The 22101-nt window shown below is 67.8% G+C and carries 20 protein-coding genes; 13 read left to right on the top strand and 7 right to left on the bottom strand.

Translation table 11 applies throughout. From position 1 onward, the window contains the following. Window positions 1-52: 52 nt before the first annotated feature. The 3 genes from F0U63_RS15900 to F0U63_RS15890 all read left to right on the top strand — a co-directional run bounded on the left by F0U63_RS15900 (window position 53) and on the right by F0U63_RS15890 (window position 2360). On the top strand, window positions 53-508 hold the full coding sequence (locus F0U63_RS15900) for an RsbRD N-terminal domain-containing protein (RefSeq protein WP_395846765.1): 456 nt from the start codon (window positions 53-55) through the stop codon (window positions 506-508). 88 nt (window positions 509-596) lie between these two features. Further along, window positions 597-1385: a crotonase/enoyl-CoA hydratase family protein gene (locus tag F0U63_RS15895; RefSeq protein WP_395846764.1), complete on the top strand. Its 789-nt coding sequence runs from the start codon at window positions 597-599 to the stop codon at window positions 1383-1385. Window positions 1386-1649: 264 nt separating this feature from the next. Further along, window positions 1650-2360 carry a Coq4 family protein gene (locus F0U63_RS15890; RefSeq protein WP_395846763.1) on the top strand — a complete coding sequence of 237 codons (711 nt, stop codon included), beginning with the start codon at window positions 1650-1652 and terminating at the stop codon, window positions 2358-2360. On the opposite strand, the gene F0U63_RS15885 is transcribed toward F0U63_RS15890, so the two are convergent. Continuing rightward, entirely contained in the window at window positions 2357-3100 is a 744-nt protein-coding gene (locus F0U63_RS15885; protein WP_395846762.1) for a hypothetical protein, read from the bottom strand. The genes F0U63_RS15890 and F0U63_RS15885 overlap by 4 nt on opposite strands. A gap of 62 nt (window positions 3101-3162) precedes the next feature. After that, a complete protein-coding gene (locus tag F0U63_RS15880) occupies window positions 3163-4479 on the bottom strand; it encodes a carotenoid oxygenase family protein (RefSeq protein WP_395846761.1) in 1317 nt (438 codons plus the stop codon). Between the two features lie 97 nt (window positions 4480-4576). On the opposite strand from F0U63_RS15880, the gene F0U63_RS15875 reads away from it, so the two are divergent. Together F0U63_RS15875 and F0U63_RS15870 are read left to right on the top strand one after the other, a co-directional pair. Further along, window positions 4577-5005, top strand: coding sequence for a MarR family winged helix-turn-helix transcriptional regulator (locus tag F0U63_RS15875; RefSeq protein ID WP_395846760.1), 429 nt, complete (start codon window positions 4577-4579; stop codon window positions 5003-5005). Between the two features lie 148 nt (window positions 5006-5153). Beyond that, the gene (locus F0U63_RS15870; RefSeq protein ID WP_395846759.1) at window positions 5154-5999 is read left to right on the top strand and encodes a hypothetical protein; all 846 of its coding nucleotides are present in this window, start codon (window positions 5154-5156) and stop codon (window positions 5997-5999) included. 111 nt (window positions 6000-6110) lie between these two features. Here F0U63_RS15870 and F0U63_RS15865 read toward each other — a convergent pair whose 3' ends face one another. Next, window positions 6111-8765: a GH92 family glycosyl hydrolase gene (locus tag F0U63_RS15865; protein ID WP_395846758.1), complete on the bottom strand. Its 2655-nt coding sequence runs from the start codon at window positions 8763-8765 to the stop codon at window positions 6111-6113. Window positions 8766-9134: 369 nt separating this feature from the next. Between F0U63_RS15865 and F0U63_RS15860 the strand changes: the two genes are divergently transcribed. From F0U63_RS15860 to F0U63_RS15850, 3 genes are all read left to right on the top strand, one after another. After that, entirely contained in the window at window positions 9135-9920 is a 786-nt protein-coding gene (locus F0U63_RS15860) for an alpha/beta hydrolase (protein ID WP_395846757.1), read from the top strand. A 180-nt stretch (window positions 9921-10100) separates the two neighbouring features. Next, complete coding sequence (locus tag F0U63_RS15855) at window positions 10101-10535, top strand: YciI family protein (RefSeq protein ID WP_095986112.1); 435 nt, start codon at window positions 10101-10103, stop codon at window positions 10533-10535. Window positions 10536-10591: 56 nt separating this feature from the next. Next, on the top strand, window positions 10592-11863 hold the full coding sequence (locus F0U63_RS15850; RefSeq protein WP_395846756.1) for an RNA polymerase sigma factor: 1272 nt from the start codon (window positions 10592-10594) through the stop codon (window positions 11861-11863). 2 nt (window positions 11864-11865) lie between these two features. Here the strand turns inward: F0U63_RS15850 and F0U63_RS15845 are convergent, their stop codons facing one another. After that, window positions 11866-12612: an Imm52 family immunity protein gene (locus F0U63_RS15845; RefSeq protein ID WP_395846755.1), complete on the bottom strand. Its 747-nt coding sequence runs from the start codon at window positions 12610-12612 to the stop codon at window positions 11866-11868. A 62-nt stretch (window positions 12613-12674) separates the two neighbouring features. Then, window positions 12675-13049, bottom strand: coding sequence for a hypothetical protein (locus F0U63_RS15840; RefSeq protein ID WP_395846754.1), 375 nt, complete (start codon window positions 13047-13049; stop codon window positions 12675-12677). A 124-nt stretch (window positions 13050-13173) separates the two neighbouring features. On the opposite strand from F0U63_RS15840, the gene F0U63_RS15835 reads away from it, so the two are divergent. Together F0U63_RS15835 and ileS are read left to right on the top strand one after the other, a co-directional pair. Further along, entirely contained in the window at window positions 13174-13962 is a 789-nt protein-coding gene (locus F0U63_RS15835) for a hypothetical protein (RefSeq protein WP_395846753.1), read from the top strand. A gap of 66 nt (window positions 13963-14028) precedes the next feature. Further along, on the top strand, window positions 14029-17757 hold the full coding sequence (ileS, locus tag F0U63_RS15830) for an isoleucine--tRNA ligase (RefSeq protein ID WP_395846752.1): 3729 nt from the start codon (window positions 14029-14031) through the stop codon (window positions 17755-17757). Between the two features lie 59 nt (window positions 17758-17816). Here the strand turns inward: ileS and F0U63_RS15825 are convergent, their stop codons facing one another. After that, window positions 17817-18578, bottom strand: a complete 762-nt coding sequence (locus F0U63_RS15825; RefSeq protein WP_395846751.1) for an SDR family NAD(P)-dependent oxidoreductase — start codon at window positions 18576-18578, stop codon at window positions 17817-17819. Between the two features lie 127 nt (window positions 18579-18705). Here F0U63_RS15825 and F0U63_RS15820 point away from each other — a divergent pair, with 127 nt between their 5' ends. After that, entirely contained in the window at window positions 18706-19620 is a 915-nt protein-coding gene (locus tag F0U63_RS15820) for a LysR substrate-binding domain-containing protein (protein WP_395846750.1), read from the top strand. 63 nt (window positions 19621-19683) lie between these two features. Here the strand turns inward: F0U63_RS15820 and F0U63_RS15815 are convergent, their stop codons facing one another. Further along, window positions 19684-20436 (bottom strand): SDR family NAD(P)-dependent oxidoreductase, encoded by a 753-nt coding sequence (locus F0U63_RS15815; protein ID WP_395846749.1) that lies wholly within the window; start codon window positions 20434-20436, stop codon window positions 19684-19686. A 129-nt stretch (window positions 20437-20565) separates the two neighbouring features. Here F0U63_RS15815 and F0U63_RS15810 point away from each other — a divergent pair, with 129 nt between their 5' ends. Next, window positions 20566-21480, top strand: coding sequence for a LysR substrate-binding domain-containing protein (locus F0U63_RS15810; protein WP_395846748.1), 915 nt, complete (start codon window positions 20566-20568; stop codon window positions 21478-21480). Continuing rightward, window positions 21477-22100 (top strand): trimeric intracellular cation channel family protein, encoded by a 624-nt coding sequence (locus tag F0U63_RS15805; protein WP_395846747.1) that lies wholly within the window; start codon window positions 21477-21479, stop codon window positions 22098-22100. The genes F0U63_RS15810 and F0U63_RS15805 overlap by 4 nt, the downstream gene beginning before the upstream one ends. Window position 22101 lies beyond the last annotated feature (1 nt).

The raw sequence follows: 22101 nt of genomic DNA, 5'->3' as shown, positions 1-22101 counted from the left end.
TGCCGCCGCCCGGGGGTTGGCAATGTTCCTCCAAGCACCCACGGAGGCATCCATGGAGAGCCTCGCCGACATGATGGAGACCGGGCAGGAGCAGCTCTTCCACGAATGGCGGGAGCGGGTCCTGCGGCACCATGCGCCCGGCCCCCTCTCCGAGCCCGAGCTGGCCGACCACATCCCGGACTTCCTGCGGCAGGTGATCGCCGCCCTCCGCCGGGAGGAAGAAGGGGTGGAGCCGAAAACGCACCGGGTGGGCCCCCTGGGATGGGAGCACGGTGAGCAGCGCTTCCTCATCGGCTTCACCCTGTCCAACATCGTGCGCGAGTACGGGGTGCTGCACGACTGCATCTTCGAACTGGTGGAGAACCGGGGGCACGGCCTCGTCCGGCTGGAGGAGGCGAGGATCCTCGCGCAGTGCTTCACCCGGGCAATCGCCGAGGCCGTCGCGCACTACCTGCGGATGCGCGAGCGGGAGCTCCAGGGCGGCGAGGTGTCACCTCCCGTGAGCTAGCGGAAATTCCAGCGACACTCCGAGTGAGAATCACGGGCGGTCATCTAGAGTCCCGCGCTCCACCCTTCTTTCGAGGAGTGCCCGACCCATGTCCCAACCAGACCCCCGTATCTCGCTCTCCCTGCGCGGCCACGTCGCGCTGGTGGGCATCCACCGAGCCGCCAAGCGCAACGCGTTCGACATGGCGATGCTGCACGCCCTCGCCCATGCGCTGACGGAGGCGGACCAGAACGAGCAGGTGCGCTGCACCGTGGTGTACGCGGAGGGAGCGCACTTCACGGCGGGCCTGGACCTGGCGGATGTGGGGCCGAAGGTGGGCACTGGCGAGACCATGGTTCCCCAGGGAGCGGTGGACCCCTTCCACCTGTTCGGGGAGCGGCGCAAGAAGCCCCTGCTGATCGCGGTACAGGGCATCTGCTTCACGCTCGGCGTGGAACTCATGCTGGCCGCGGACATGGCGGTGGCGGCCAGTGACGCGCGCTTCGCCCAGCTGGAGGTCAAGCGCGGCATCTTCCCCTTCGGGGGCGCCACGCTGCGCTTCCCGCAGGTGGCGGGCTGGGGCAATGCCATGCGCTGGCTGCTCACCGGAGACGAGTTCGGCGCGGCCGAGGCGTACCGCATGGGCATCGTCCAGGAGGTGGTGGAGCCCGGCCAGCAGTTCGATCGTGCACTCGCGCTCGCCGAGGCGGTGGCGCGCCAGGCGCCGCTGGCGGTGCAGGCCACCCTCGCCTCGGCGCGGCTGGCGCGCGAGCAGGGGCCGGACGCGGCCGCGCAGGACTTGATGCCGCGGTTGCGGCAGATCTACGTGAGCGAGGACGTGCAGGAGGGACTGCGCTCCTTCATCGAGCGGCGCGAGGCGCGCTTCCAGGGGAAGTGAGCGCGGGGCGCGTGCTTCGCGGATTTGGGAAGACAGGACTGACCGACCGGGCGTTCCACCCTCTTCCGGAACGCCTGGAGGACAACGATCGGAGCCAGGGGTCTGGACGAAAAACTGACCGGGGGTCAGAATATCACTGACCAAACGGTCAGCCGCTACGCCTCGCTCTCGAGGCATTCGTGGCTGGCACCCCGTGTCCTATTTCCTCCCGGAGCGAGTTCCGGAGAGTGAAAGCAGGCCCTCGTTTCCGAGGTAGCTCACCCAATGATGCAAACCCAGACCCCTGTAGAGCTTCCCCCTCTCCCGATCCTTCCCGAGAACCCCTCGCTGCTCACCCGCCTGCGGACGGGCATGAAGACGCTCGAGGTGCTGAGGGACTATCCCACGAATCCAGCCTTCGGCGCCGTGTTCTACGACAGCGTCGAGCTGGGCAGGTGCAAGGAGCTCGCCCGCCAGTTCTCCCGCCACGCCGAGGGCCGCCGGTTGCTCGCCGACAAGCCCTCGTTGAGTGCCTCGGAATTGAACCTGGAGGCGCTGGGCAAGCTGCCGCCGGGGACGTTCGGCCACGAGTTCGCGCGCTACTACCGCGAACAGGGACTACAGCCCATCGAGACGCTCAGTCCGCCGAAGAATGACGCCCAGTACATCGCCAAGCGCCTGCGCGAGACACACGACTTCATCCACCTGGTGACCGGCTACAAAACCGATGTCATGGGCGAGATGGAGGTGCAGGCGTTCTCCCTGGGCAACCTCCACCTGCGCACCTCACTGCTCATCCTCCTCAACTCCTCGAAGGAGGTGCACAAACACATCCCTGGCTTCAATGCCACCACGTATGTCCGGCGGCTGTGGGCCGCGTTCCGGCGCGGCGCCGACTCCCGTCAGTTCGCCAGCTTCCGGTGGGAGGACCACTGGGAGACTCCGGTGGCGCTGCTGCGCGAGCAGCTCATCGCGCCCGCGGAAGAGTTGAACTAACGAGCAGGGGCGGCTTGTGGGGGTTGGCGTGGGTACTCCGTCAGCACCCAGGCCCGCCAGGGGATGGGTTCTGCTCCGACATCATCGCGTCCGGCGTACACCGCGCACCGCCGGGCCAAGGCATGGTCATCGAACAGGCCATGCTCGTTCGGCCAGGCTCCCAGTTCCCGCGAGAAGGCGTGCTCGAGCCCATTGCACAGGTACGAGTGCAGGGTTCCGTCTAGCTCCGCTCCGAGCACGTCCGAGCCCAGGCGCACGCCCCCCTCTGCTGGCGGAAAACCCTGTGAGAGGATTCGACGGAGCCCCACCTCGCCCACTGCCGGATCTGGCTCCGTCCGCCACGGAAGTCCATCGACATCCTCTCTGGAGAGTGCCAGGCCGAGAATGAAGGCATCGCTGTCGGCGGGGACGAAGGTGGCGCAGAACTCCCGGGATCCCTCGAGTGTCAGGAAGACGTTGGGCCAGAGGAAGTCCTGGTCGAACCGGTGTGTCACCCAGTTGATGAGTTCCGCCAGTCGGCTGGGCGGGAGCCCGAAGCGCGTGGCCGCCGAGACCCGCTCGGCCTCGTCGCAACGGGCCCAGTCGATGGCCCAGGTGCCCGGCGCGATTGGCGCGAGGCAGCCAGAAGCGGTCCGAAGCCTCGCGGGCACGAGGCTCGCGTCCATATGGGGCGAGCGCTCCACCGGGCGGGCAACGAGGTAACCAGCGGAAATCAGAAGTAACTCCTCGGAAGGATTCATGCCGCGGGTCAGACGCCTCCTTGCCCACGGGCCTGACCACGGCTGGCCCGTGGGGCCGGGCGCTACTCCGCCGCCGGGACCCAACTGCCGTGGAAGCCGAACGGGACGCGCTGAGGCAACCGGACGCGCGCCACCGGTGCCGCGCCGAAGTGGCCCGCATCGAGGACGACGAGCTCGCTGACGTCACGCGCACCGTCGCGCACGAGGCTGAGCAGCCAGCCGTCGTCTTCGGGCGACTGCTCACTCTTGGGGACGAAGACGCACTCGCCGGGGAGCTGCCCCGGGCCGAGTTCCTGAACGAGCGAGGTGCCCGTCTCCACGTCGTAGCGGCGCAGGAGTGACCTCGTCGGGGCACCGTCGACGAAGTCGAGCATCTCGACGACGTACGTGTAGCGATGGGGCCGCCCGGTGCGGCGATCGTCGATCCGGGGGAATTCGACCAGGCGGTCGTCGAGCTGCCGCTCGCGAGTGCGGCCGGACTCCAGGTCGATCTCCCAGCGGTACAGATACGGCGGAGCCGCTTCGAAACGCGCCGAACGGATCGCCTCGAGAACGATCGTTCCAGCGCGCTCGAACGCATTGGCGGTGTGGCAGAGCTGCCCGGACTCGACGTCGAACCAGCGCACCTCGCCTCCCTCGCGCGGCACCACGCCGATGCGCGTCTGGTGGGAGTCGCTCCACTCGAATGGCATCCCCGCGCCCCAGTCACGGATCATCCGGGCGGGCGAATCGAAGAAGAGCACGTACCGTTCCGTGAGGGCGAAGTCGTGCAGGTAGCAGGCGCCCTCGACCTCGATCTCCCGCTTCGAAATCACCCGGCCCGCCGCGTCGGCGATGTAATAGGTCAAATACGGACGCACCACCTGGTAGCCGAAGAAGTGGAGCTCACCCGTCGACGGGCACCGCTTGGGATGCGCCGTCATCGGCGTGTCCACCGCCCCGCCGAAGTCGAAGACGCCGACGGTCGACAGCTCCCGGTCCAGATGCATGGGCAGCGCCGCCTCGACCATCGAGAGGATGCGGCCCGCGTGCTCGATGACGTGGGTGTTCGACGTGCCGCCCCCGCGAAACCGCCGCTCTGGAGCCAAGGCCGTTCCGGTGTACCTCGCGGTCCGGACGTAGCGGTTGCGGTACCAGCGCGCCTTCCCCCCCGCGAGGTGCACACCGTGCACCATCCCGTCGCCGAACCACCAATGGGGAGAGACGCCGTCCTTCGGGTTCGGACCGTTGCGCACATAGGTCCCGTTGAGTCCGTACGGCAGCTCACCCTCCACGGGCAGCTCGTGCGCGGTCACCTCGTTGGCGACCGGGGCGAAGTGGCCGCTCAGCCAGAATGGCTTGGCGGGAGAACGGGGCTCCGTCTTGCTCTCGGTGGACATGCGCTTCTCTCCTCGCTGTTGCTTGAGAACTCAAGTAACATCGCCGCAGCGGCTTCCGCAAGCGGTTTATTTGAGTGCTCAACAAAACGAGGAGTGCATGTCCGCGCACCACCTGACTTTCTTTTTCGACTTGAACCGGGCCCACGCGACAGCGATCCGCCGTTTTGACTCCGCCCTCGGCTCCGTGCATGGCATCGGACTCAATGATCTGCACCTTCTCCAGGTGCTCGACCAGGCACCCGGGCGCCGGTTGCGGCGAACGGATCTGGCCCAACAACTCGGGTTGACGGCTTCGGGTGTGACCTGGATGCTGCGCCCGCTGACGAAGCGCCGCCTCATCACCAGCCAGGCGAGCGAGGATGACGGACGTGTCACGTTCGCGGTGCTCACCGAGCCTGGGCGCCAACTGGTCGCGGACGCGGTACCGACCGCGCGGCGAATCGCGGCCGAGCTTCTGGACCCCCAGGTCAGCAAGGATGAGCTGACGCGGGCCGCGGCGGTGATCGCGCGGCTGGCACAAGGCTGATTCAACGAGTTGGCCACCGAGAACGTGCCGGGAGGAGGACGACTCCCCACGCTTTTGGAAGAAAAGTAGCTGTGGACACGAGTTGAACCGATTCAATGTCAGCGGGATCCCCATTCCCCATTCACTCCATCAAGGAAGCCCTACTCAGATGACGAAGTTCTTCGGCGGTAAGACGTTGGCGATCCAGCTGCGCATGTCTGCCCTGACCACGCACCTGGGCCTGATGACTGGCCTGATGGCGGGGCTCTCGCTCTCGACCGAGGCGCGAGCCCAGGAGAACCAGAGCCAGCTGGTCATCACGAACGTGGAGGTGGACCACGCCCTGCGCACGATGTTCATCTATGGCCGCAATTTCTTGACCTCCACTGGGGTCGCGCCCGTCGTCCACGTGGCGGAGGTCGGCGTGGCCGTCAAGCATTATGGCCCCTCTACCGTCGCCGTCGAGCTCCCCTCGGCCTTCTTGCAGCCCGGCTCCTATCTGCTGTCGATGTCGACCGGCCCCAATCTGGAGCAGAACGACTCTTTTGATGTGACGATCGGGAACACAGGGCCGCAGGGACCCAAGGGCGACACGGGGCCGCAAGGGCCGCAGGGGATTCAAGGGGCGCAGGGGCCGCAAGGGCCGCAAGGGCCGCAGGGATCCAAGGGCGACACGGGGCCGCAAGGGCCGCAGGGGATTCAAGGGGCACAGGGGCCTCAGGGATTCAAGGGTGACACGGGCGCCACGGGGCCCCAGGGAACGCCCAGGTCGATGTCGTGCCGTGTGCTGGAGGGACCGCTGCGAAACGACTATTCCCTTCCCGGCTCCTATAAGGGTTGTGCGGATGGGGAATTCCTGACGGGTGGCTCGTGCCGTTCGACCTCGTCGTCCGTCGGAACGTCCTCCGATGTGATGGAGGTGGGCGGAAAAACGGTCTACGCCTGTGCCTTGAGAGGAACGTCGTCGACGACCGCTCAAGCGATCGCCAAGGCCTTCTGCTGCAAGCTTGAATGAGTCGGACCGCGTCAAGGGACCGCAACGCGTCCTGAGGCGGAAAAAGAAAACCCCGGGTCGCCTGAGGGCGCCCGGGGTTTTGCTCCATCCCTTGGAGCGAGAGGCAGCGACTTACGGCGTGAAGCTCGGCGGACGATCACCCTCGCCGCTGCCCCACGACTCGTTGGCCGTGGCGCCCATGACGTACTTCAGCGTGGCACCCGGAGCGATGTCGGCGAAACGGACGAAGGTCTTCGTGCTCGCCTTGCCGTCGATGGCCAGGCTCTGGATGTACTTCGAGGCCGGACCGGCGCCCTCCCCTTCGATGGTCACGACGTGGCCATTGGCCAGGTGCACCTTGGCGCTGGGGAACAGCGGGCCGTTGATCACGAGCACGTCGGTGCCAGGAATGGCCGGGTACATGCCGAGGTAGCTCCACACGAGCCAGGCCGAGGTCGAGCCCAGGTCATCGTTGCCGGGCAGGCCGCCCGGGCCGCCATAGAACGTCTCGTCGATGATGCGACGCACGATCGCCTGCGTCTTCCAGGGCTTCTGGGCGAAGTTGTAGATCCAGGGCGTGCCGTGCTCGGGCTCGTTGCCGATGTAGAAGTAGGGCCGCTTGGTGCCCGCGTTGAGCTCGGTGAAGAGCTCGTCGAGGCGCTCGTCGGCCGTGGCGTGGCCGCCCATGCGCGTGAACAGGCCCTCCAGGTCGTGCGGGACCATCCAGACGTACTGGAACACGTTCCCCTCGATGAAGCCGCAATCCTTCGACGGATCGACGGGCTGGCAGGACCACGCACCGAGAGGATCGGCCTTGATGGGCGTCTGGATGGAGAGCTTCACGTAGCGGGCCTCGCGCGCGGTGAAGCCGTGCGTGGTGACGTTCGCGGTGTTGCCGGTGACCGTGGCGACGGTCTCGAAGGTCACGCCGTCGGTGCTGACACTGAGGGTGAAGTCCTGGGTGTTCCAGTCGGTCGACTCACCGCCCGCGCCCGCGTGGTGGAGGACGATCTTGTCGATCGACTGCGCGCTGCCCAGGTCGACCTGCCACCACTTGTCCTGGCTGCTGTTGTCGCACCACTTGTCGCTGTAGCCTCCGTTGGTCGTGCCGTTCACCGCCTTGGACGGGTTCTCGCTGTCGCCGCATGAAGCGCTCGCGGTGGCGGTGTGGTTGAGCGCCAGGTTGGTGGCTGGATTGGCGGTGCCGAAGACCTGCGCCTCGTAGATGCGCGCGGCGGCCGCACCCGGCTGCAGCCCGCCCGCGCGCGGCTCGATCAGCTGGCTGGCGGGGTTCCAGCTCTCGGTCCAGTAGTGCGAGCGCGTGAGGTACTCGTCACGCACCGAGGTGTTGCCGAGCGCACCGGCGTACTGCGAGATGGCGAAGTCGGCCATGGCGTACTCGAGCGAGATGGCCGCGTTGCCGCCCACGTAGTGGTGCGTGAGCCAGTCGGAGAGACCCAAGCGCTGCGTGTCTTCCGGGTTGCTCGCCGACTTGAGCATGAGCTGCAGCGCCGAGTCGGTGTCGAAGCCGCGCACGCCCATGGCGTAGGCGTTGGCGACGTTCACCGAGCCAGGGTCGCCGACCATGACGTTGAACTCGACGTTCTGGTGCGACCAGAAGGGCAGCAGACCGCCCTTCTCTCCGTCGTCGACCATCGAGCGGATGATGTCCGGCGCCTCCGGCGCGATGGCGCCGATGAGGTGCGTCCACGAGCGGATGATGTCCCAGCCGGAGTAGTTCTGGTACACGGTCCAGCCGTCGGCCATGTGCACCGAGCCGTCGAAGCCCATGTACTGGCCGTTCACGTCGCTGGAGACATTGGGGTTCTGGAAGACATGGTAGAGCGCGGTGTAGAACTGCTCGAGTTCCGCATCGCTGCCGCCGGTGATCTCGATGCGGTTGAGCACCTGGTTCCACCGGTCACGCGCGGCCGTGCGCACGGCGTCGAAGTCCCAGCCGGCGTTCTCGGCGGCCAGGTTGGCCTCGGCGTTGGCCATGCTGACGAAGGAGACGCCGATCTTCATCTGCACGACCGGCTCCTGGGTCGTGTCGAAGGTCACGAAGGCGCCCGATTTGGTGCCGCTCGCGGTGAGCTTGCCCGGCGACAGCGCATTGCCCAGCCAGGTGCCCGAGGCCGTGAACGGGCGGTCGAATTGCGCCGCGAAGTAGATCTGAAAGGTCTTGCTCGAGCCACAGAAGCCGCCCGCGGTGGCACTGCCGCGGATCTTGTCCTTGCCGACGATCTGCACGGAGCCGCTGCGCGTAGCGGATGTGGTCGCGTTGCGGCCGGTGTGGAGGAGCAGCTGGGAGACCTTGGAGGCCGGGTAGTGCAGGCGCACCATGCCGGTGCGCGTGGTCGTGGTCAGCTCCACCTTGAGGTCGCCGTCGAGCGTGACCTGGTAGTAGCCGGGCGAGGCCGCCTCGGTCTCCTTGTTGTAGCCAGCGCTGAAGCTCTTCCAGTCAGCCGCGGGCGACGTCGTGAGCTCCCCCACGTGCGGCAGGAACGGCAGATCCTCGTTGTTGGGGCAGCCCGCGCCGTTGAAGTGGGTCAGGCTGAAGTGCTCGATGAGCGAGTCGCTGTGGCGGTAGCCCGAGGGCGAGGCGGTCGGCGTATCGGGGCTGAGCTGCAACATGCCGAAGGGCACGGTCGCGCCCGGGAAGGTGCTGCCGCCGGCGCCGCCCGGCACCGGGAAGGGCGAGTTGCTGTCGTCGGTGCCGATGAACGGATCAACGTGCTTCGCGAGATCCGCGGTGGGAGGAGGCGAGCCCGCATCGGGCTCTCCCACACCGCCGTCCGTCTCGACGCCAGAGTCGGGGATGTCGCCTCCGGCGTCAGGAGCCCCCGGGCCGTCGTCGCGACAGCCGGGCGCCGCGAGCGAGAGCAGAAGACATGATCCATATGTGAATACAGCGCGCTGCAGGGACTTCGTCATGAACCTCTCCACCGGCGCGAGCCTCGAAACGAGATGATCACGATGCGGTCGCGCCTGAATGAATTTCGTGGAATCCATGTTTAGGGGAGGCATTGTCAAGACTCGAAGCCAGATGACGATCCGTCAGCATGAGCGCGAGCATCCACAGAAGAATTTTCTTCAATCTGGGAAGGTGGCTCGAAAAAGCGGCACGCGCATCGTGCCTGGAGCACCATGCCTCTCGTGACCGCGACCGCTGACACCTCCTGGGCCCGGCCCGGACAGTTCCATTCGCTCGGGCCGTTCGATGTCCCGGGCTTCCCCTCTCGCCGAGCGCATGTGTACGTGCCGAGCGGAGACGACGTGCCGTTGCAGGAGCGGCCCGTGCTCTACCTCTTCGACGGCCAGAACTGCTGGACGGACTGGGGGAGCTACGCGGGCGGCTGGTACGCGCACGAGGCCGCCGAGCAGCTCGTGGGCAGCCGCACCTTCCACGCGCCCGTCGTCGTGGGGCTCGAGCACGGCGGCGACCGGCGCATCGACGAGCTGTCCCCGTGGGAGATGACGCCGGGCCGCGGCGGCCACGCGGAGCACTTCTTCGACTGGGTGGTGCACCACTTCATGCCGCACGTGCAGCACACCCTCGGACTGGCGGGCGGGGCCCTGCACACGGTGGTGGGGGGCTCGTCCATGGGGGGCCTGGCGGCACTCTGGGCCCACTACCGCTACCCGCACGCCATTGGCGGGGCCATTGCCATGTCGCCCGCCTTCTCCGTGGGGGACAAGGCCCTCTTCCCCTTCATCGAGAGCCGCCCCAAGCCCCTCATCAGCCGCGTGTACATCGACTGCGGCGGGCGCGAGGGCGGCGGCCGCATGCTCGCGGTCGCCGAGGAGATGCACCACGTCCTTGAGCGCAAGGGCTACCCGGAAGGCGGGCTCATGTGGCGCCCGGACAAGGACGCCGGACACAACGAAAAGGCCTGGAGGCGCCGGCTGCCCAAGGCACTGCGCTTCATGTTCCGGCGCTGAAGGTGCCCCCTCGGGCCACCAGGCAACCAGGTGCTGCCTCCCCTGGGAGCCCCAGTCCTTTCAGGTGGTTGGCGATTCCGCGAAAAAAAATCGTTCGCCGTGTCGATCTCGCGTCCCCACGTTCGACGTGAGAGTAGAGCCCGGGCCAGACCCGGCTTCCACTCCAGAGGAGACACGACGATGCGATTCATGATCCTGATCAAGGCCACCAAGGACTCGGAGACGGGCGTTCTTCCCAGCACGGAGCTGCTCACCGAGATGGGGAAGTACAACGAGGAGCTGGTGAAGGCGGGCATCCTGCTCGCGGGCGAGGGGCTCCACCCGAGCGCGAAGGGAGCACGCGTCAAGTTCTCCGGAGGCAAGCGCACGGTCATCGACGGGCCCTTCGCCGAGACGAAGGAGCTGATCGCCGGCTTCTGGTTGTGGCAGGTGAAGTCGAAGGAAGAGGCGATCGAGTGGGTCAAGCGCTGCCCCGATCCCATGCCCGGCACGGAGTCCGAGATTGAAATCCGCCAGGTGTTCGAGTCGGAGGACTTCGCGCCCAGCGATCCCACGGGCGAGCTCATGGAGAAGGAGCGGCAGCTCCGTGAGCGCACCGAGTCGAAGGGCCGTTAGTCCTGGCGCGGGCCCGCGCCTTGCGCTGGCGGAGGAAGCTGCTCTAGTCGAAGACCGTGACGGCTTCCGCTACGCAGCGCGCCATCGACGCCATCTGGAGGATCGAGTCCGCCAGGCTCATCGCCGGTCTCGCGCGACTCGTGCGCGACGTGGGTCTCGCCGAGGAACTCGCGCAGGACGCGCTCGTCGCCGCGCTCGAGCGGTGGCCGGAGTCGGGCGTCCCGGACAACCCGGGCGCCTGGCTCATGGCCGCCGCGAAGCATCGCGCGGTCGACCTCCTTCGCCGGAGCAAGATGCTCGAGCGCAAACACGAGGAGCTCGGTCACGAACTCGAGGCACAGCGGGCGCTGAGCGTGTCGGAACTCGACGCCGCGCTCGACGATGACGTGGGCGATGATCTCCTGCGGCTCATGTTCACGGCCTGTCATCCGGTGCTCTCGACCGAGGCCCGCGTCGCGCTCACGCTCCGCCTGCTCGGAGGTCTGACGACCGGGGAGATCGCCCGTGCGTTCCTCGTCCCGGAGCCGACCGTCGCCCAGCGGATCGTCCGAGCCAAGCGGACCCTCTCCGAAGCGCGTGTCCCCTTCGAGGTTCCCCGAGGCGCCGAGCTCGAGGCCCGTCTCTCGTCGGTGCTCCAGGTCATCTACCTCGTCTTCAACGAGGGCTACTCGGCCACCGCCGGTGACGACTGGGTGCGACCCGCGCTCTGCGAGGATGCGCTCCGTCTCGGCCGGATCCTGGCCGGGCTCGTTGCGAAGGAGCCAGAAGTCCACGGCCTCGTCGCGCTCATGGAACTCCAGGCGTCACGGCTGAGAGCACGGGTTGGCCCGTCGGGAGAGCCCGTCCTGTTGCTCGATCAAAACCGGGGACGGTGGGATCAACTCCTCATCCGCCGGGGTCTCGCGGCACTCGAGCGGGCCGAGACGCTCGGCGGAGCGCGGGGTCCGTACACCGTGCAGGCCGCGATCGCCGCCTGTCACGCACGGGCGCGTACGCCGGACGAGACGGACTGGGTGCGTATCGCGGCGCTTTACGAGGCGCTCGTCCAGTTGGTGCCATCACCCGTCGTGGAGTTGAATCGCGCGGTCGCCGTCTCGATGGCGTTCGGTCCCGCGGCGGGGCTCGAGCTCGTCGATGCGCTGCTCTCGGAGCACTCGCTCGAGGACTACCACCTCTTGCCCAGCGTGCGCGGAGACCTCCTGGCGAAGCTCGGCCGCCTCGACGAGGCCCGTGCGGAGTTCGAGCGCGCAGCCTCGCTCACGCACAACGCACGCGAGCGCAAGCTGCTCCTCGAGCGCGCCCGCGCCGCTGTTCCGCCGTCGACCTGAGACTACTCGCGGGCCGGACCGGGTTCCGGACGTTCGATGAGGCCCGCCCGGTCGAGCAACTCGCGAATGCGAGCGGTGAAGGCCACGTGCTCGGGGTTGCTCGCCATCATGGGCTCGGGGGAGAGGATGAGCAGCCAGCCCAGGGTGCCCACCGGCTCGATGCGCACGGGCGCGGGCAGCGGAGGAATCGTGCCCAGGCGGCGCGACAGGTACGTCAGCCACCCCACCCTCACCTCCCGCTTGCGTTTCTGGATGAGGTCCAACATGGCCGATGAGGTGGCCATCGCGAAGTCCGGGTCCCATGCGGTGGCAATGCTGGTAAGCACTCCGGCCAGCACCGAGGTGCTTAGTATCCGCTCTCGCGCCGAACCCTCGTAAGGTGGATAGAACAGGCAGGTGTTTCCCGGCCCAAAGGGCGAGTACTCACCACAGTGCAACTCGATGCGGGTCCGTTCCCTGGTTTTCGCATTCCACACGTACTCGCGAAACCCCAGGTCCTCCATGACCTTCCTGGTGGCATCCGTGCGGTTCATGCCGCGAAGGAACAACTGCTCCCACTCCTCCACGTCCTGACGAACCGGGTGGCCCGGCAGTTCGCGGGGGGCTCCGCGTCCCCTTCGGTACCACTGCGCGAAGGTCGGATCATACCTCGCCAACATGTGGAAGAAGAGTTCCGCGCGCCGGGCGCAGTCCAGCGCCGTCTCCTTACGCGGCCCCCAGTACGCCCCTATGTAGAAATCACCTCGCATACGTGTTCCTTACTGCGCTGGCGGCATATGCCTGATGGTGATGCCGTCAACTACAAGGCAGCTCACTCCTCCGACTCCAACTCCTTGAGTGAGGGGAAGCGAATGAGCACCCAATCACCCTTGGGCATGCGTTCGACGTTGTAGAGGGCACCCGCCACCTCCAGTACCACCTCGTAGGGAAGCGTTGGCTGAGTCTGGAGCCAAGCGAGTGCCTCCTCCCGGGAGGCGAAAGAGCGCAGGGGCTTCGGCCAGGCATCTTCGGTGTTGAAGACCCTGGCGTACTCCCAGAAGTCATTCGCCCGGCCAATGTGCTGGATGAAGTGGAGCGCCTTGGCCGCAGTCTCGATCGTAGCCACTGCTCCTGGTTCGTTGGCGTGCCGCCCGGCCAGCGACTCAAGGGAGTTCAGGAGGTCTTCCACCTTGGAATTCATCTTCATCCCTCACAATGTGTGCTGCCTGAAGGTGCGCACAGACCTCTCCAGGCGATTCACTCAACCCAACAAGGCCCACTGTTCCACTTGACTTGAAAAGTCAAATCCATTTCCGTAGGCAGTGATACCCATGAAGAAGGGAAGGCGCGTGGCGAACGAGAAGAGTGAAAAGGACGGCGGGCTGGGACCGTTCCAGCTCGGCAGGCGGTGCGAGGAGGTGGAGCCCAATCTGGGACGCCTCTATGAATCGAGGGACACGGGCACGGGGCAGCCGGCCCTGACGCTGATGCCCGGCGAGCACGTGGAGTGGCAACCCTCGGGCCCCTGGGAGGTCCGGATCCTCTGCCGGCCCACGCCGCCATCCGTCACCATTCGACCGGAGCAGGCCCCCGCGGGAGTCCCCCTGTCGGAGCTGGCGGACATCCTCGCGCTGACGAGCGCCTCGGTCCAAGCCGTGGAGGACAGTCCCCAGGTCCAGAGCCACCTCTCGGCACCACCGGAACACCCCGCCCCCCTCCCCCCCTCCCCCTCCAGGGGAATGCTCGCCGCCGCGGGCCTGGCCCTGCTCGCGCTGGGTCTGGGCGCCGGGCTGTTGCTGGCTGGCGGGCCCGGACACCCGCCGTCCCCCTCTCCGGTCGAGCTGTCCGACATCCGCTCCGAGGTGAAGGCGCCGCTGCTGAGCGACACCGCCCCACCGGCCCCCGCCACCCTCGCCTACCCTCTGCCCAAGAAACCCTTCAAGGATCAGGCGATTGCCCCCTGCAAACCCGAACTGTGGGAGGAGGAGATCAACAAGGGGTGCTGGATCGCACTGAAGAAGGAGCCTCCCTGCCTGGACGTCCAGGCCGAGTACAAGGGCACCTGCTACCTGCCCGTTTCCAAGGACCGGGGCCGTCCGCCGCAATCCGCCCGGCCTTGAGCCACTGGACCGTCGGGAAAGATCGCCCGGGAGCCTCCCACCGCCTTCGTGCTACGACGCTCCCCCATGCCTCCTCCCTCTGCCCTGTTCACCGCCGTTCCCGCGGAGCTGGACTTCCCCGCGGACGAACGCCGCGTCCTCGCCTTCTGGAAGGAGCGCCGCATCTTCGAGCGGACGCTCCAGGGACGGGACAACGCTCCCGGCTTCGTCTTCTACGAGGGCCCGCCCACCGCCAACGGTCTGCCCCACAACGGCCACGTCCTCACGCGCGTCATCAAGGACCTGTTCCCCCGCTACAAGACCATGCGCGGCTACCGCGTCCCCCGCAAGGCGGGCTGGGACACGCACGGCCTGCCCGTCGAGGTGGAGGTCGAGAAGGAGCTGCGCATCCACGGCAAGGCGGAGATCGAGCGCTACGGTGTGGAGCCCTTCACCCAGCGCTGCATCGAGTCCGTCTTCCGCTACACCTCCGAGTGGGAGCGGCTCACCGAGCGCATCGGCTTCTGGGTGGACCTCCAGGACGCCTACGTCACCTACCACCGCGGCTACGTGGAGAGCGTCTGGTGGGCGCTCGCCGAGCTGCACCGCAAGGGCCTGCTCTACCGCGGCCATAAAATCGTCTGGTGGTGGCCCCAGGGCGGCACGGCGCTCAGCTCGGGCGAGGTCGGCATGGGCTACCGCACCGTGGACGACCCCAGCGCCTACGTGGCCTTCCCGCTGCGCGACTCGCCCGACACCGCGCTGCTCATCTGGACCACCACGCCCTGGACGCTGCCCTCCAACATGTACGCCGCGGTCAACCCCACCGTGGACTACGTCACCGTGGACGCGGGCGAGCGCAAGCTCATCGTCGCCGCGGCCCTGCGCGAGGAGCTGGCCAAGAAGCTCAAGAAGGACCTGCCCGTACTCGCCACCCACAAGGGCAGCGAGCTCGTGGGCCGGCGCTACCTGCCGCCCTATGACGTCTACGTCCAGCGCGTGGGCGACACCCAGCTGCCGCTCGCCCAGGGCGGCACCGAGGCGCCCGCCTGGCGCGTCATCGGCGCGGACTTCGTCACGCTCACCAGCGGCACGGGCATCGTGCACGTCGCGCCCGCCTTCGGCGAGGACGACTACGAGGCCTTCCGCCGCGAGCGCACCCGATTCACCCAGCCCCTGGAGATGTTCTGCGCCATCCGTCCGGACGGCACCTTCGGCGAGGACTTCCCCTCGCTCACCGGGCGCTTCGTCAAGGACGCGGACAAGGAGATCCAGCGCGAGCTCAAGGAGCGCGGCCGGCTCGTGCTCATGGAGCAGTACCGCCACGAGTACCCCTTCTGCTGGCGCGCGGATGATGATCCGCTCATCCAGTTCGCCCGGCCCGCCTGGTACATCCGCACCACGTCCGTGAAGGACAAGGCCATCGCGAACAACCGCCAGGTCAACTGGGTCCCCGACCACATCAAGGAGGGCCGCTTCGGCGACTTCCTCGCCAACAACGTGGACTGGGCCCTCTCGCGCGAGCGCTACTGGGGCACGCCCCTGCCCCTCTGGGTCCACTCGGAGACGGGTGAGGTGGAGGCCCACGCGTCGCTCGAGTCCCTGCGCGACAAGCCCGGCAGCACGCTCGCCGCCGTGGAGGCCGAGCTCAAGGCCTTCCTCGCGAGCAAGCCCGAGTCCGCCGGCGCCGAGCACCTCATCGTCCACAAGCCGTGGATCGACAAGGTCACCTACGAGAAGCCCGGCACCCCCGGCCGCTTCGTGCGCGTGCCCGAGGTGGTGGACGTGTGGTTCGACTCCGGGTGCATGCCCTTCGCCCAGTGGGGCTACCCCCACGCGCCCGGCTCGCACGAAAAGTTCACCCGCGCCTTCCCCGCCGACTTCATCTCCGAGGCGATCGATCAGACGCGCGGCTGGTTCTACTCGCTGCTGATGATCAGCACGCTCGTCTTCGACGAGGAGACGCAAGCCCGCCAGGGCATTACCCCCGCGCGCGACTACCCCCTGCCCTACAAGAACTGCATCGTGCTCGGCCACGTCTCCGACAAGGAGGGCAAGAAGGAGTCCAAGTCCAAGGGCAACTACACCCCGCCGGAGATCATCCTCGACGAAGTGCGCATGGACTTCGCCGTGCTCGACGACGCACGCGCGGGCGTGCCCGGCGTGCCCGGCGAGGCGCTCATCGCCCGCGAGGACCTCGAGGGGTTGGATCTCCAGGAGGGCGCGAAGCTCCAGGTGTTCCGTCCGGACGCGCCCGATCAGGCGCTGACGCTCACCGTCAAGGTGCACAAGAAGCTCAAGCGCCGCGTGGTGCTGCTCGCCGCGAAGGACATCGCCGCCCTGGGCGTGAAGCCCCCGCCGCGCGGCGCGGAGGTGATGCCGGTGGAGGTACCCCGGCTGCCGCCCGACGAGCGCGTGGTGCTCAAGGACCCCGCCAGCCGGGCCCCCGGCGCGGACGCCTTCCGCTGGTTCTTCTTCGCCGCGAGCCCCACCTGGTCCAACACGCGCCACTCGCTGAGCAACGTGCGCATGTTGCAGAAGGACTTCCAGGTCAAGCTGCGCAACGTCTACTCGTTCTTCACCATCTACGCGAACATCGACGGCTTCTCTCCGGCCAAGGGCAACCCGGACGCCACCGAGGTGCCCTGGCGCGCCATCCAGAAGAGCACCGGCTGGCGCCCCCCCGCCCAGCGCCCGGTGTTGGATCGGTGGATCCTCTCCGAGGTGCAGCTCGCCCTGCGCGACGTCACCCGGGGCCTGGACACCTACCAAGTGTACGACGCCGCCCAGCGCATGGTGGCGCTCGTGGACGCCCTGTCCAACTGGTACCTGCGCCGCAGCCGTGACCGCTTCTGGGCACCGGGCCTGGAGCAGGACAAGCAGGACGCGTACTTCACCCTGTACGAGGTGCTCACCACGCTCGCCGCCATGAGCGCGCCCTTCACGCCCTTCTTCTCCGAGGAGATGTGGGGCAACCTCGTGCGCCAGCCCTGGCCTGGCACCCAGCCGGAGAGCGTCCACCTGGGCCGCTTCCCCGAAGCCGACACGAGCCTCATCGACGAGGCGCTCTCCACGGAGATGGGCGCGGTGCGCGAGCTGGTGTCGCTCGGCCTCAAGGTGCGCACCGACAACCGCCTCAAGGTGCGTCAGCCGCTCTCGCGCGTGGACGTGGTGCTCGCGCGCCGCGAGCTGCGCGAGCGCGTGGCCCACTACGAGCACCTGCTCACCGACGAGCTGAACGTGCACACGGTGCGCTTCCTCGAGGCGGGCCAGGAGGCGGACGTGGTGCGCTACAAGGTCCGGCCCAACCTGCGCACCATGGGCAGCCGTCTGGGCCCCAAGCTCGCCCCGGTGCGCAAGGCCTTCGACGCCGCCGACAGCCGGCTGCTCCAGGCGGAGCTCTCCCGCGAGGGCAAGGTGGCCCTCACCGTGGGCGGCGAGGCCATGGTGTTCCCCGCCGAGGAGCTCGAGGTGCTCGTGGAGGCCAACGCGGGCTATGCCGCCGCGGGCTCGGGCGTGGGCGTGGTGGTGCTCCACACGGAGCTCACCGAGGCGCTCGTGGACGAGGGCCTGGTGCGCGAGCTGCTCGCCCGCGTGCAGGCGGCGCGCAAGGACCTGGCGCTCGGGTACACGGATCGCATCCGCCTGTGGGTGGACGGGGATGCGCGCGTGCGCAAGGTGACCCAGGAGGCGCGGGAGCTCATCTCCCGGGAGACGCTCACCGCGGAGCTGAACGTGGGCCCCGAGGGCTTCACCACCGAGGAGGAAGTGAGCCTCAACGGGCTGCCCGCGCGCGTGCGCGTCGAGCGGGCCTGAGAATCGGCTCTCGTCCCCGGGGTCGAGGGCCCTGCCCTGGCCCCGGGGGCGGGCGCACTTCAGATCTGCGCAATGCCGCCGTCGACGAAGAGCTCGATGCCGTTGACGTAGCTGCTGTCATCCGAGGCGAGGAACACCGCCACCTTGGCCATCTCGTCGGGGTCCGCCATCCGGCCCATCGGGACGATGGCGGCGAACTGCTCGTAGACCGACCGCGCGTGATCCTCGCCCCCGGCGAGGGTGTGGAGGGTGTGGCTTCCGGGCGTCCGGGTGGTGCCCGGACTGAGGACGTTGACGCGGATGGGGCGACCCTTCAGATCGAGGATCCAGTTGCGGGCGAAGTTGCGCACGGCGGCCTTGGTCGCGCTGTAGACGCTGAACGCCGGAGTGGCCATGACGCTCGTCGTCGAGCCGTTGATGATGATGGAGGCCCCCTCGCGCAGCAGGGGCAGGGCCTTCTGGACCGTGAACAGGACGCCCTTGACGTTGGTGTTGAAGATGTCGTCGAAGTGCTCCTCCGTGATGGAGCCCAGGGCGGCGAACCCCGCCGTGCCCGCATTGGCGAAGACGATGTCCACGGCGTCCGCCTTCTGTTTCACCACCTCGTAGAGCCGGTCGAGGTCGGCCAGTTTGGACACATCGCCCTGGACCCCCGTGGCCAGGGGACCGATCTCCTTCACCGCGGCGTCCAGCTCCGCCTGCCGGCGGCCGGTGATGAAGACCCTGGCGCCCTCGGCGGCGAAACGCTTCGCCGTGGCGAGGCCAATTCCCGAATTCCCCCCCGTCACCACGGCCACCTTGCCCTGCAGCTTGTTGCCCATCGTCGTGTCTCCCAGTCGTCGGCGGAGGAAGTTCATCGCCAACGAGAGGGATCTAATTTGGGACGATTGGCTCGAAAGGTGCATTTCATGGGAACCTGCGTTCTAGAAACGCAACGATGAGGGCGCGATGCGGGACTTGAATGACATGTTCTTCTTCTCCGAGGTGGTGGCGAACGGAGGCTTCGCGCCGGCGGGACGGGTGCTGCGGCAGTCCAAATCGAAGCTCAGCCGCCGGGTGGCACGGCTCGAGGAGCGCCTCGGGGTCCGGCTGATCGAACGCTCCTCGCGCCGCTTCCGCGTCACCGACGTCGGGCAGGCCTACTACGACCACTGCCAGAGCGTGATGGCGGAGGTGAACCGGGCCGAGGCCGTGGTGGCCGCCACCCAGGGCGAGCCGCATGGAACAGTCCGGTTCAACTGTCCCCAGGGCCTGATGGATACCCTGGGATGCCATCTCGTCCGCTTCATGGAGCGCTACCCCCGAGTGAACCTGCAGGTGGTGGCCACCAACCGGCGGGTCGATCTCATCGCCGAGCGCATCGACCTCGCGCTGCGCGTGAGCCCCTCGCTCGACGTCGACGCGTCATTCACCGTGCGCAAGCTCACCCAGAGCAACTGCATCCTCGTCGCGGCTCCGGTATGGGCCGACCGCCTCGGCGATGAGCGCAACGTGGAGCAACTGGCGTCGCTCCCCACCCTGAGCATCAACGAACGGGAAGGGCTGGACACCTGGGCGCTCCTTGGACCCGAGCAGCGCACCTTCACCCTCCACCACATGCCCCGCATGTCGTGTGGGGATTGCCAGGCCGTCCTGGGAGCGGCGATCGCCGGGCTGGGGATCACCCTGTTGCCCGAAGCGCTCTGCGACCCCGCCCTGCGCTCCGGCCAGCTCGTCCGGGTGTTTCCGGACTGGCACACGCAGGAAGGAATCCTCCACCTCGTCTTCACCAGCCGGCGGGGCCTTCCACCCCCGGTGTCCGCGTTGATCGAATACCTGGCGGAGCATGTTCGAAATCCCTTCTCCATGAAGAGGGCGTCCTGAGAGGGAACGGGTACCCGCGCCGCGGCCGGGACCGCTTCCGGGCACCGGGCCTGGAGCAGGGCTTCAAATCTGCGCCGCGCCACCGTCGACGAAGAGCTCGGCGCCGTTGACGAAGCTGCTGTCCTCCGAGCCGAGGAACACCGCGGTCCGGGCGACCTCGTCGGGGTCCCCCAGCCGGCCCAGGGGAATGGTGGTGGCCATCTGCTCGAAGAGCGCCCGCGCCGCCTCTTCATTCGGGGCGAGCCCATGCAGTCCGGGCGTCTTGATGGGGCCCGGGCTGATGACATTGACGCGGATGCGGCGGTCCTTCAGATCGAGGATCCAATTGCGGGCGAAGTTGCGGATGGCGGCCTTGGTCGCGGAGTAGACGCTGAACGCCGGAGTGCCCTGGATGCCCGCCGTCGAGCCCGTGAGGATGACGGAGGCGCCATCGCGCAGCAGGGGCAGGGCCTTCTGCACCGTGAACAGGACGCCCTTGACGTTGGTGGCGAAGGTGTCGTCGAAGTGCTTCTCGGTGATGGAGCCCAGGGGAGCGAACTCACCCCCACCCGCGTTGGCGAAGAGGATGTCGATGGGGGCCTGCTTCTGCTTCACCACCTCGTAGAGGCGATCGAGATCCGCCAGCTTCGAGGCATCCGCCCGGACGCCCGTGGCACTGGGACCAATCAACTTCACCGCCGCGTCCAGTTCCGCCTGGCGGCGGCCGGTGATGAAGACGGTGGCGCCCTCGGCGGCGAACCGCTTCGCCGTGGCCAGGCCAATCCCCGAGGTACCACCCGTCACGACCGCCACCTTGCCCTGAAGTTTGTTGCTCATGGTTTTTCTCCCTGTGATGCGGCGGCGGAGTTCGTCGTCGCGATGAGGGATATGTAGATTTGGAACGATGAATCCGATAGTTGGGCTTTTCGGAAACCTGCGTTCATCATTTAGAACGATGAGGGCGTGATGCAGGACTTGAATGACCTGTTCTTCTTCACCGAGGTGGTCGCGAACGGGGGCTTCGCCTCGGCCGGACGGGTGCTGCGGCAGCCCAAGTCGAAGCTCAGCCGCCGGGTGGCGCAGCTCGAGGAGCGGCTGGGGGTGCGGCTCATCGAGCGCTCCTCGCGCCACTTCCGTGTCACCGACGTCGGGCAGACCTTCTACGACCACTGCCAGAACGTGATGACGGAGGTGAAGCGGGCCGAGGCGGCGGTGGCCGCGACCCAGGGCGAGCCCCATGGGACGGTCCGGTTCAGCTGTCCCCTGGGGCTGATGGAGCCCCTGTCGGGCATCCTCGCGCGCTTCATGGACCGCCATCCGCGGGTGAAGGTGCAGGTGGTGGCCACCAACCGGCGGGTCGATCTCATCTCCGAGCGCATCGACGTCGCGCTCCGGGTGCGCACCTCGCTTGATACCGACGCGGCGCTCACCGTGCGCAAGCTCGCCCGGAGCCGCCGCATCCTCGTGGCGAGCCCCACGTGGGCCGAGCGCCTCGGCGACACACTGGACGTGGAGACGCTCTCCTCGGTGCCGACCCTGAGCGCGACGGAGCAGCCGGGCCAGGACGTCTGGGAACTCATCGGCCCCGAGCAGCGGACGATCACCCTCCGCCATGAGCCGCGGTTGGCCAGCGGGGATTTCCAGGCCCTGCGGGAGGCGGCGATCGCCGGGCTGGGCGTGTCCCTGCTGCCCGACCATACCTGTGCGCTCGCCCTGCGCTCCGGCCGGCTCGTCCAGGTGTTTCCGGACTGGCATGCCCCGGACGGAACGGTGCACCTCGTCTTCACCAGCCGCCGGGGTCTGCCGCCGCCCGTGAGCGCGTTGATCGATTACCTCGCCGAGCACCTTCGCGACGCGTTGATGCTGGAAGCGGATACATGAACCTCCCCCTCGCCCAACTCGGCCCCGCGCTCGTCTGGCTCAACATCATCGGTATCGCGGTGTTCGCCGCCTCGGGCGCGCTCGCCGCCGCCCGGCGCCAACAGAACCTCGTCACGTTCGCCTTCTTCGCCGCCATCACCAGCACGGGCGGCGGCACCGTGAGGGATCTGCTCCTCGGCGCCCCCGTCTTCTGGATGCATGACTCGGGCGCGATCGCGGTCAGTCTGGGCATGGCGGTCCTGGTCTGGGTCACGCCCTCCTGGCTGTGGCGGGGCAAGGCGCTCGACTGGTTCGACGCGATCGGCCTCGCCGCCTATGCCGTCTATGGCGCCGCCAAGGCACGCAGCCTGGGCATCCCCTCGCTGCCCGCCGTGGTGATGGGCGTCGTCACCGCCTGCATGGGAGGCATCATCCGCGACGTGCTGGCGGGTGAGCCGTCCATCCTCCTGCGTCCGGAGATCTACGTCACCGCCGCCGCGCTCGCCGCCGCGCTGTACGTCGGGCTCGGCGCCCTGGGCGTGCCCATGCCACTGGCCGCCGGCATCGCGGCCACCGCCGGCTTCATCCTGCGGGCGCTCGCCATCACCCGGGGGCTCGCCCTCCCGCTTTATCGAGGTTGAA

The organism is Cystobacter fuscus, from assembly GCF_044360685.1.
GTDB lineage: Bacteria > Myxococcota > Myxococcia > Myxococcales > Myxococcaceae > Cystobacter > Cystobacter fuscus_C.
This window is presented reverse-complemented; position numbering and strand designations above follow the sequence as displayed.